Consider the following 10,394-nt stretch of genomic DNA (forward strand, 5'->3'; position numbering starts at 1 on the left):
GGGGGTGTGGCGCCACACGTGTTCATCCACCCCGATGACACGCACGCCATCGAACCGAGTTGGATCATTGATCAGTAGACGCTGGCCTTCACCCAGGACAGCGGTGTTGGCGGTATTCCAGGACACACCGAGGGCCTGGGAGATACGCGCCACCGTCAAATGATGAACGACCAGCCCAGTGAGCGCCCAGCGCACCGCCGCACGCGAGAGCTTGGCGCGCGGATCGGCCGCTTGGCTCATATCTTGACGCCACACATGGGCGCACTCCTGGCACCGGTAGCGGCGCACGCTCACGTGCAAGATCGTGGGGCGCCACCCGTAAGGCTCGTGCGCCAAGCGCCTGATCACCGTGTCACGCGACTCGCCCTGGCATCCGCAGCGTCGACACCACCGGTCCTCACCAGCAATCCGGCAAGCCAACACTGCATGGTCTGGCCACATGCGCTGGCCCGTCACTTCCAGGCCCAGGTCATCCAGGCGCGTGAACGCGCTCAGGTCAGGGCGATCAAAGATAGTATTGGCCATGTCGAGGTCTTTCAGATGGACGGTGTAGCAATCTCCATCATCGGAAGACCTCGACCCCTACCCGGCCACGACACGCCCAACCCCGCCCACAACACCTACACCCTCAAATGCGAAGAGCCCTTTTAGGTACTTGCTTTCCTAAAACTGATGTGATACAATGATTTAATCCAGAAAAGGAGTAAAAAATATGCGGCAAGGTATTCTTAAATAAAACTATAATCAAATAGTGGGAACAAAGGATTATGATAGCTCCTTTTGTAGGGGCTTAGTTTTTTGTACCCAATTTAAGAATACTTTTGCCTTATCAATTTTGACATATCCCCAAAAACAGCAATCACAAACAGGTGTATGCTGTATATGTGTATGTCCGCAACTTATAATCCCCAGCGGTAAAAGTATTAGCCGCTGGGGATTTTTGCGCCCATTCGGGCCTTGTATGGAGGATAGACATGAACATTATCAATATCGGGATTCTTGCCCATGTAGACGCTGGAAAGACAACCTTGACGGAGAGCCTGCTATATGCCAGCGGAGCCATTTCAGAACCGGGGAGCGTCGAAAAAGGGACAACGAGGACGGACACCATGCTTTTGGAGCGGCAGCGTGGGATTACCATTCAAGCGGCAGTCACTTCCTTCCAGTGGCACAGATGTAAAGTCAACATTGTGGATACGCCCGGCCACATGGATTTTTTGGCGGAGGTGTACCGCTCTTTGGCTGTTTTAGATGGGGCCATCTTGGTGATCTCCGCTAAAGATGGCGTGCAGGCCCAGACCCGTATTCTGTTCCATGCCCTGCGGAAAATGGACATTCCCACCGTTATCTTTATCAACAAGATCGACCAGGCTGGCGTTGATTTGCAGGGCGTGTATCAGTCTGTTCGGGATAAGCTCTCCGCCGATATTATCATCAAGCAGACGGTGTCGCTGTCCCCGGAAATAGTCCTGGAGGAAAATACCGACATAGAAGCATGGGATGCGGTCATCGAAAATAACGATGAATTATTGGAAAAGTATATCGCAGGAGAACCAATCAGCCGGGAAGAACTTGCGCAGGAGGAACAGCGGCGGGTTCAAGACGCCTCCCTGTTCCCGGTCTATCATGGCAGCGCCAAAAAGGGCCTTGGCATTCAACCGTTGATGGATGCGGTGACAGGGCTGTTCCAACCGATTGGGGAACAGGGGAGCGACGCCCTATGCGGCAGCGTTTTCAAGGTGGAGTATACAGATTGTGGCCAGCGGCTCATCTATTTGCGGCTATACAGCGGAACGCTGCGCCTGCGGGATACGGTGGCTCTGGCCGGGAGAGAAAAGCTGAAAATCACAGAGATGCGTATTCCATCCAAAGGGGAAATTGTTCGGACAGACACCGCTTATCCGGGTGAAATTGTTATCCTTCCCAGCGACAGCGTGAGGTTAAACGATGTATTAGGGGACCCAACCCGGCTCCCTCGTAAAAGGTGGCGTGAGGACCCCCTCCCCATGCTGCGGACGTCGATTGCGCCGAAAACGGCAGCGCAAAGAGAACGGCTGCTGGACGCTCTTACGCAACTTGCGGATACTGACCCGCTTTTGCGCTGCGAGGTGGATTCCATCACCCATGAGATCATTCTTTCTTTTTTGGGCCGGGTGCAGTTGGAGGTTGTTTCCGCTTTGCTGTCGGAAAAATACAAGCTTGAAACAGTGGTAAAGGAACCCACCGTCATTTATATGGAGCGGCCGCTCAAAGCAGCCAGCCACACCATCCATATCGAGGTGCCGCCCAACCCGTTTTGGGCATCCATCGGACTGTCTGTTACACCACTCCCGCTTGGCTCCGGTGTACAATACGAGAGCCGGGTTTCGCTGGGATACTTGAACCAGAGTTTTCAAAACGCTGTCAGGGATGGTATCCGTTACGGGCTGGAGCAGGGCTTGTTCGGCTGGAACGTAACGGACTGTAAGATTTGCTTTGAATACGGGCTTTATTACAGTCCGGTCAGCACGCCGGCGGACTTCCGCTCATTGGCCCCGATTGTATTGGAACAGGCATTGAAGGAATCAGGGACGCAACTGCTGGAACCTTATCTCTCCTTCACCCTCTATGCGCCCCGGGAATATCTTTCCAGGGCTTATCATGATGCACCGAAATACTGTGCCACCATCGAAACGGTCCAGGTAAAAAAGGATGAAGTTGTCTTTACTGGCGAGATTCCCGCCCGCTGTATACAGGCATACCGTACTGATCTGGCCTTTTACACCAACGGGCAGAGCGTATGCCTTACAGAACTGAAAGGGTATCAGGCCGCTGTCGGCAAGCCAGTCATCCAGCCCCGCCGTCCAAACAGCCGCCTGGACAAGGTGCGCCATATGTTCAGTAAGATCACTGGTTGATTTCCGATCCCAACCGAACACATTGAGCTGACGGCACGCTCCCGCAGTTAACCGAACGCCCCCGAGGTCCTATCCGGGCCCCGGGGGCGGCATTTTCCCAGTTGAAGGAATGGTGGAGATGTGTTTCGATGGGTCCGGTGGCCATGCTCCGCCCGCCGCCCGGCACCTCTTCCCAGACTCAGCCGGACGGTCGGTCCGTCTATTCCGTTTTTCTCCTAGGCTAGGCCAGCGGGGCATCGCCCCTCTCTGCGCGCGCCCTCTCGATGAGCCCCGGCGTCAGGTCGAGATCGCCGAGCGGCACGTCCTCCACGCCGTAGGCGTCCAGCAGCGCCGCCGCGTCCTCCCCGAGCATCGCCCTGAAGGCGCGCGCGGGCGTCGCGAAGCCGAGCGCGCCGCGGGGCTCGGAGTTCACGTGCGACATGGCCAGCGCCAGGTCGGCCGGGGCGAGCCGGTCGAACCTGATTCCGGCGCCCTTGGGCAGCAGCTTCCTGATCTCGACGTGGTTGCGCTCGCAGGCGCCCTTCTGGTCGCTGCGCCTGGGGTCGCAGTAGAACAGCCTCGTCTCGCCCGGCCCCTCGCCGAGCAGCGCCGCGATCGCCGCCTCGTCGGAGAACTCGGCGCCGTTGTCGGTGAGGACGGCGCGGAACACGCGGCGCGTCCCGTCGGCGCCGAGGATGGCCCGGACGCCCTCCAGGGCGTCCGCGACGCACCCGGCGGTCTTCTCCTCCAGCGGCAGCGCGAGCTGGAGCCTGCTGGGGCGGTGCAGCAGCGTGAGCAGGCAGGCGGAGTCCTCCCGGGCCCCCTCGACGGTGTCCATCTCCCAGGCCGCGGCGCACGCGTCCTCCCCGAGGGCGAGGAACGCGGCATGCGACCTGCGGGCGGAGTGGCGGGTCGCCGCCCGGCCCGCGGCGCGCTTCCTCGGCCTGTAGCCGACCTTGCGCCTGAGCTCCATGTTGGTCATGCCGTCGTAGCCCGCCGAGACCCAGCGGTAGATGGTCGACGGCGACAGGTCCACCGGGCCGCCGTTGCGCGCCGCCATCTGCTCGGGCGACAGCCCCCGGCGCAGGCAGTCCCTTATCGCCTCCAGCCTGGCCGCCGCGGCGGGCTCGTCGGCGTCTATCCCGCGCCTGGACGAGACGAGGACCGAGTCGGCGCACAGCTGCGCGGCCCGGGCCTCGTAGAAGACGTGGGGGCGGCGCTTGCAGCCGATCGCGCGGTACCGGCCGCACCCGTTGCAGCAGCGCGGCCACGCCGCCAGGCGCGGGCAGGCCGCCGACAGGTCGGCGGAGGCGTCCACGCGCTCGCCGCGCCTGGCCTTCGGCGCCGTCACGAACCTGTGCGACGCCACCTCGGCGCTCACCGTCGAGGGCGACCTGCCCAGCTCCCTCGCGATCTCCCTGCACGACGCCCTGCGCTCCAGCATCCTCTGGACCGTGTCCCGCTCGTGCCTCGTGAGCCTTCCGTAGGCCCTCGGGACCGCCCTTGCGGAGCCGCTCTTCTTCTTTCCGGACATGCCGTCCTCCGATCTCCCGGGGCCGGCCGATCCGGCCCTCAGGGTATCGGGTTCCCACATTCATCCGCACATGTGCGGATGAATGTGGGAGGTGTTCGGATAAAGTTGATAATCAAGGTGAAGTCTCCAGCTCCAGCTACATGGATGTGTTCTATCCGAAGTACCAGGTGACCTGGGATATGATGAACGTTGCCGGTCCGAACAGCATGTTCATGCACTGCCTGCCCGCCAACCGTGGCGAGGAAGTCGTCGACGAGGTCATGGACGATCCCGAGCGCTCCCTGTGCTGGGTCGAGGCCGAGAACCGCAAGCACTCCATTCGCGCCATCCTGGCCACTCTGTGCCCCCAGAGCGAGCCCGACGAGCAGAAGGCTGCGGCATACCGCGCCACCATCAATGAGCGCATGGCCGCTCTCGGTAAGCACGGTCTGTAAGACGTACCAGGTCGGGCGAGCTACGGCTCGCCCGCCTTCGCAGGAGATGGGCGACCTCATGGCCATCGGCGAGGAGAACTGCAAGGTCTCCGACGACAACCGAGTGCATCAAGGGCGCCGACTTCATCTACACCGACGTGTGGTATGGCCTGTACGATGCTTTCTGATGGGCGGCAGCAGATGCTTGTCTCTTGCTGCCCATCATCTGCGCCACTGCGCGTAGGCACTGGCGCCCTGTCTGAAGTTAAACAGACCTTTCGAGTGTGCACGAAGTGATTGCGCCAACAACGAAGCCCCAACCTGCTCGCTAACTCATGGGCAAGCCACCTGAGACTACTCATTTCCCCTACTAGCAATGAAGGCCTGCAACCTGCAGTTTTGCAAACTGCTTGAAAGGCGCCTGCGTTGATTCACTTCCTATTGCAGCTGGCGGCTCGCACACGAAAAGGCACTTGAGTTTCAAAGCGGGCGTTTTCGTCGATATCGAGCCTCCAAAGGCGGCTCTCCGTGCCCCTTGGGACAAAAATAAAAACTCAATACTCTGAGTTTGAAAATGGTTTTTGAAGTTGTCCCAGCTTTTGTCCCCGAAGCCGATGAAACACGACATAGTGTTACTTGGCGGCACTCGGTTTGAGACGGCATCGAAAACTGAGGACAACTGGAATGTCGGGACAGTAAAACTGAAGCCATCGAGTGGGAGTAGGCCGATAGGGTTCTGACCTGCGATTTTGAGTGCCGCACTGTGCCGCTGAGTTTCGTTTCGTACGAGAGTCATGACAAAGCCACCAGCGACGGAGATGAGTAAAAGCGATTAAAGAGCCTCCGTTCCCTGCGTTGGGACGGAGGCTCTTTCTTTGCCGTTTTACTCCCTTGTCTCCGTTCGGGGATTATTTCTTGCTCATTTAGGGCTATTCGCGCTGAAAGATTTTGACTAGCTTGGTGTCCTTTATTTCGTAGACAATGTCTGCGACGTTCTCGACCAGCCTCTTATCGTGGGAGACGAACACTATCGTTCCGGCATAGGCGCTCATCATCTGCTCGAGGGCTTCGGCGCTCTTGATGTCCAGGTAATTTCCAGGCTCGTCCATGAGCAAGATGTTGTATCTGCCCAGCAGCATCTTCGCGAGTAGCAGCTTGATGACTTCGCCTCCCGAGAGAACGCCAACGTCCTTTGTCAGGTCGCGCGGTCCGATTCCCATAGAGGCGAGGATGCCTCGAATTTCGGTCATGCTGTACTCGCAACCATCCTGCATGAACGAGATCGCAGACTGACGGGCGTCGAACTTGTAGCCTGTTTGCTCGAAGTAACCGATCTCTGCCTTGGGAGAGATGTTGATACCGTCGGCGCGTCGAGCGATTGCCTTCAGCAGGCTGGTCTTTCCTGTACCGTTGCCACCGGTGATGGCCACTTTGGCACCGAGCGGTATCTCGAATTTCGCGTGGTCATAGAGCATGCAGTTGCCGAAGCTCAAGCTGAAATCGTCTGCCGAGATGGGAAATTTACTATGCAGTTCCAGGGCCTTGCTCTGGCGGAACCGCACGGCGCGAATGCTATCTGGGGCCTCAATCCCTTCGAGCGCTTCGAGGCGCTTCTCCATGTCCTTAGCCGCCTGGTACATCCTCTTCTGTTTGGTGCCGGTTGCTTTCTGATGCCCCAATCGACCTGCATACTCGTTGCTTTTTTTCGCAGCCTTCCGCTTGGCGTCGACCTGCCGTGCTTTTTTCCGTTGTTTTTCGATGGCGGCTTCGAGGCGATCGCGCTCGCGCATCGCCTCTTCGTATCGAGTCGCCTGAGCTTTGCGCTCTTCTTCTTTCTGTCGCAGATAGTCGGAGTAGTCACCCCAGAATTCGGAAATACCGCCGTCTTTGAGCTCCCAGATCTTGTCTACCACCTGGTCGAGAAAATGACGGTCATGGCTCACGATGAGCAGAGCCCCATCAAATGCCTTGAGTTGTCCGACGAGAAGGCGGATGCCGTCTTGGTCGAGGTGGCTCGTAGGCTCGTCGGCGAAGATCGCGCTTGCATGCTGGGAGAGTGCAGAGGCAATCTTGGCGCGTGTTTCCTCCCCGCCGCTCATCGTCTCCTGCGCCACTCCGGCGACGTTGAGACGGGAGAGCATCTCACCACTGTCCTGAGCCGCATCAAGGTCGAGTTCATCGAGTTGGCCGATGAGGGCAATGCTGCCGAAGCGCCTGACGTCGGCGTCCGCAATGGTAAGATTGCCGCTCAGAATTTTAAGCAGGCTGGTTTTGCCTGCGCCATTGTCTCCCACCAAGCCGATGCGATCGTAGGAGTAGATTTCCAACTCTTCGATATCTAGGATATCGCGGCCGGCATATTCCAAAAAGATGTCTTTAGCTTTGACTATGAGTTCCATAGGTTGAACCGCCTTTTGTGTATTAGCGTTTTACTGGAAGCGCAGCCATGCCAAAAAAGATTGCTCACGTCGATTTTTCGCCTTTGCCCAATTGCCGGCGCGAGCGTTTTGACCTTGCGCAAGCCGGCAAATCCGAAAATGATAGTTGGCGACGAATAAGGAGCGCGATGCGGAATGTCGGTGCAATACCTCGTCGTCGCAAGGGCTTGAAGGCTGACGCTTGAACCGATGGCTGCTGCCTCTTTTTTTCGAATACTTGGGCTATTGAATCTGCCCGGTATCTCTTTTCCCCGCGTTTCGGACGCTCGGAGCAAGCAGCATAGCCATCGCAAGCAGTACCATGGTCGCTCCAGAGCCGACGAACCATAACGGAGCTCCAAGCAGATCCGCAAAAACGGAGGGGGCTGCGAGGCCCATGGGCATGGCCCACGCCATGATGGTTCCGTAGAGGCCGAAAACGCGGCCTAGGTACTCAGGAGGTATCTGCTCCTGCATAAGGGCAGTCTGGGTTCCCGCGTACAACGGGGAGCATGCGCCCATAAGAAAGCTCACCGGCAGGAAAGCAGCGAACAATGACGGGCCGAGCGATCCGGATACGATTGCGGCAATGCCGAAGCCGGCAATCGCGGCGACCATGGTGAACGACCTATTGCGGAACCCTCCCGTGGCCGCCAAAATGCCGGACCCAGCCAGCATGCCTGCAGAAAAAAGGATTTCCACCAAAGCGGCATCCCCCGTGCTACCGCCAAAATGCCCCAAGGTCATTATTGGGAACAATGCCGCGAGCGGAGAGAACGCGAAAGCGAAGACGAACCCGCACCAAAGAAGGGCGAACAGCCCCCTGTACTCCCTAATCAGCTTGTAGCCGTCCGAAATCTCAGAGAAGAGCTCTCGAACCTTATTGGAAAAGGACAAGCTGCGGTCGGCTTCATCGAGGCCCCCTGCGTCTATCTGTGCGGCGAGGACGGCTAAAGAAGCGAAAAGCGCTCCCAGCACGTCGAGGACAATCATAGCGGTAATGCCCGCCACGGGATAAATCACTGCTGCAAGCGCGGCGCCAAGAATGTATCCGCCGGACTGAATCGCCTGAGTCACCCCCGATAGGCGAACGAGATGCTCTGGCGGGGCGAGATGGGGCGTGAGAGATTGGGAGGCTGGCGTGTAGAACGAAGTACCAACTGCACGGAGAAACAGGGCGATGAGAATTAGCCATGCAGGTAAGCTGCCGGCCAACGAGGCAATCGCCAAGGCGGCACCCACCGCGGCAATGAAGAGGTCGGCGCCGATGAGGACACGTTTCAAAGGCAGTCTGTCGACAACGGCGCCCGCAAGGATTCCGAACAAAGCAATCGGCAGAAAGCCTGCCAGCGATGCTAAGGAGAGGAGAGAAGACGACCCTGTCGTGAGGGCGAGATGCCAAATAAGACCCATTTGGAGAATCGAACTCGTCAATGTCGAAACGAGCTCCCCGCCCCATACGAAACAAAGCTTGAATTGCCATGAATGGCACAGCAGAACAGACCTGCCCCGAGAGGTTTCAAATATCATGGTTATGTCCAATCGTGAAATGGCGTGCAGAAAAACAGCGCGACGCCACAACAGCGCCGCTTTCTAGGCGCTCATCCACGTGCGGAAAAGACCAACCACGACACCCCTCCTTTGTTAATTCGGTCTGGCAAACCATGTAATATGTAATATTAACGAGGCTTGAGTTTGCCTGTCAAGAATCGAGCATCGGTAAGGGCAATCCTCTCTGGCCATTCGATTCCTTTTGTATCTTTGGTTGCATAGGTGACCCGCCAGGGCTATTACGCGTGGAAGAGGCGCCTGCCGAGCTGGCCGATGAGGCGCTGAAGATGGCCCTGGTCAGGCGAAACGATCCCAAGGGATGCGTACATCATTCGGATAGTAAGAATGTTGCCAGCAGGTTTTGCGGCAACCGCAAAGGAGCCGTATCCTGCAGCTGGAATCACGTTGCAGCATCCTGACCCGCATTCCGATTGGCGGACGGCCCGCTTCGGCATCCTGACCAGCACAGCGATCGAGCCTTGTCATTCCTTGGATATGCCGGTTGCTCGGGGCGGTCCCGACGGAGGCCCTCGCCTCCCCGGTCCGTGACCCAAGAAGGGCAAGCATGCTGATCTGCATGGCTGGTTCCTCCTTTATGTAGACGACCATGCAAAGAAGGGACAACCGAGGAGGCAGGTTACTGATGCGGGCTCCCGCACGCCCATGACTACCCGACGGGCTGTTTTTCATCTCCGATGCCCGCATTGCAGCATGAACGAATGTGCCTCGACATCTCTGCTGGCATGGTACGACTGGGATCGCACCTCGACGCATCCTTGCGCATACTGCCTTCCAAGTTTCGAAACCGGGAAGGAAAGTGTATGTGAGCGACGATATCGGCGCCGATTCGACGCTCGAGAGGGAGATTGCGCCGATTCTATCCATCGGGGATGCATTCCCGAAGATTCTCATCACTCGCACGAGGCATGAGCCCCATACCCGGGAGGGCGTGCTCGTGCTGAATTTCGCGAGGTGGCTGCTTGGCGGGTCAAGTCCTGTGGAGTGGTGTAATCGTTTTGTGTCCTTCGGGGTGGGTTATGCGCTGAGTTGGAGTGGGGGTTCCTCCTGCCCGGTGGGTTGGGGTGTGAGTCGTGATTTGGTGAGGATGTCGAGGCTGAGGTAGCGTCGGCCTTCGGCCCATTCGTCGTTTTGTTCGGCGAGGACGGCTCCGACTAGGCGGATGATTGCTTGTCGGTTGGGGAAGATTCCCACGGTGTCGGTGCGGCGGCGGATTTCGCGGTTGAGGCGTTCGTTGGGGTTGTTGGACCAGATCTGGGTCCACACCCCGGTGGGGAAGGACGCGAACGCGAGGACGTCTGCCCTGGCTTGATCGAGGTGATCACACACGGCGGGGAGCTTGTCGTTCACGTAGTCCAAGAGCCGGTCGTATTGAGCGTTGACCGATGCCGCGTCGGGCTGGTCATACACCGAGTGCAGCATCGCTTTGACAGCGGGCCATAGTGCTTTGGGGGTGACGGACATGAGATTAGCGGCGTAGTGGGTACGGCATCGTTGCCAGGTGGCTCCGGGTAGGTTGGCGGCGATGGCCTCAACCAGGCCCAGATGGGCATCACTGGTGACCAGGCGCACGCCGGTCAGGCCT

Annotated in this window: 6 protein-coding genes and 1 pseudogene; 2 read left to right on the forward strand and 5 right to left on the reverse strand. The window is 58.3% G+C overall.

Annotation, left to right across the window (positions count from 1 at the left end):
• Positions 1-525: pseudogene (locus HMPREF2928_RS08260) on the reverse strand (transposase family protein); the annotation flags it as partial.
• A 449-nt stretch (positions 526-974) separates the two neighbouring features.
• Between HMPREF2928_RS08260 and tet(W) the strand changes: the two are divergent.
• The gene (gene tet(W) / locus HMPREF2928_RS08265) at positions 975-2,897 is read left to right on the forward strand and encodes a tetracycline resistance ribosomal protection protein Tet(W) (RefSeq protein ID WP_063856422.1); all 1,923 of its coding nucleotides are present in this window, start codon (positions 975-977) and stop codon (positions 2,895-2,897) included.
• A gap of 220 nt (positions 2,898-3,117) precedes the next feature.
• Here the strand turns inward: tet(W) and HMPREF2928_RS08270 are convergent, their stop codons facing one another.
• On the reverse strand, positions 3,118-4,470 hold the full coding sequence (locus tag HMPREF2928_RS08270) for an IS30 family transposase (RefSeq protein WP_306437770.1): 1,353 nt from the start codon (positions 4,468-4,470) through the stop codon (positions 3,118-3,120).
• Between the two features lie 86 nt (positions 4,471-4,556).
• Here HMPREF2928_RS08270 and HMPREF2928_RS08275 point away from each other — a divergent pair, with 86 nt between their 5' ends.
• Positions 4,557-4,844: a Rossmann-fold NAD(P)-binding domain-containing protein gene (locus HMPREF2928_RS08275; RefSeq protein WP_204371245.1), complete on the forward strand. Its 288-nt coding sequence runs from the start codon at positions 4,557-4,559 to the stop codon at positions 4,842-4,844.
• Between the two features lie 908 nt (positions 4,845-5,752).
• On the opposite strand, the gene abc-f is transcribed toward HMPREF2928_RS08275, so the two are convergent.
• From abc-f to HMPREF2928_RS08295, 3 genes are all read right to left on the reverse strand, one after another.
• Entirely contained in the window at positions 5,753-7,222 is a 1,470-nt protein-coding gene (gene abc-f, locus HMPREF2928_RS08280) for a ribosomal protection-like ABC-F family protein (RefSeq protein ID WP_005987409.1), read from the reverse strand.
• A gap of 261 nt (positions 7,223-7,483) precedes the next feature.
• Entirely contained in the window at positions 7,484-8,770 is a 1,287-nt protein-coding gene (locus HMPREF2928_RS08285; RefSeq protein WP_005987410.1) for an MFS transporter, read from the reverse strand.
• 1,056 nt (positions 8,771-9,826) lie between these two features.
• A partial coding sequence (locus HMPREF2928_RS08295) for a transposase (RefSeq protein ID WP_210399885.1) occupies positions 9,827-10,394 on the reverse strand: 568 nt, incomplete at its 5' end.

Source organism: Rothia sp. HMSC072B04, from assembly GCF_001813725.1.
GTDB classification, from domain to species: Bacteria; Actinomycetota; Actinomycetes; order Actinomycetales; family Micrococcaceae; genus Rothia; species Rothia mucilaginosa.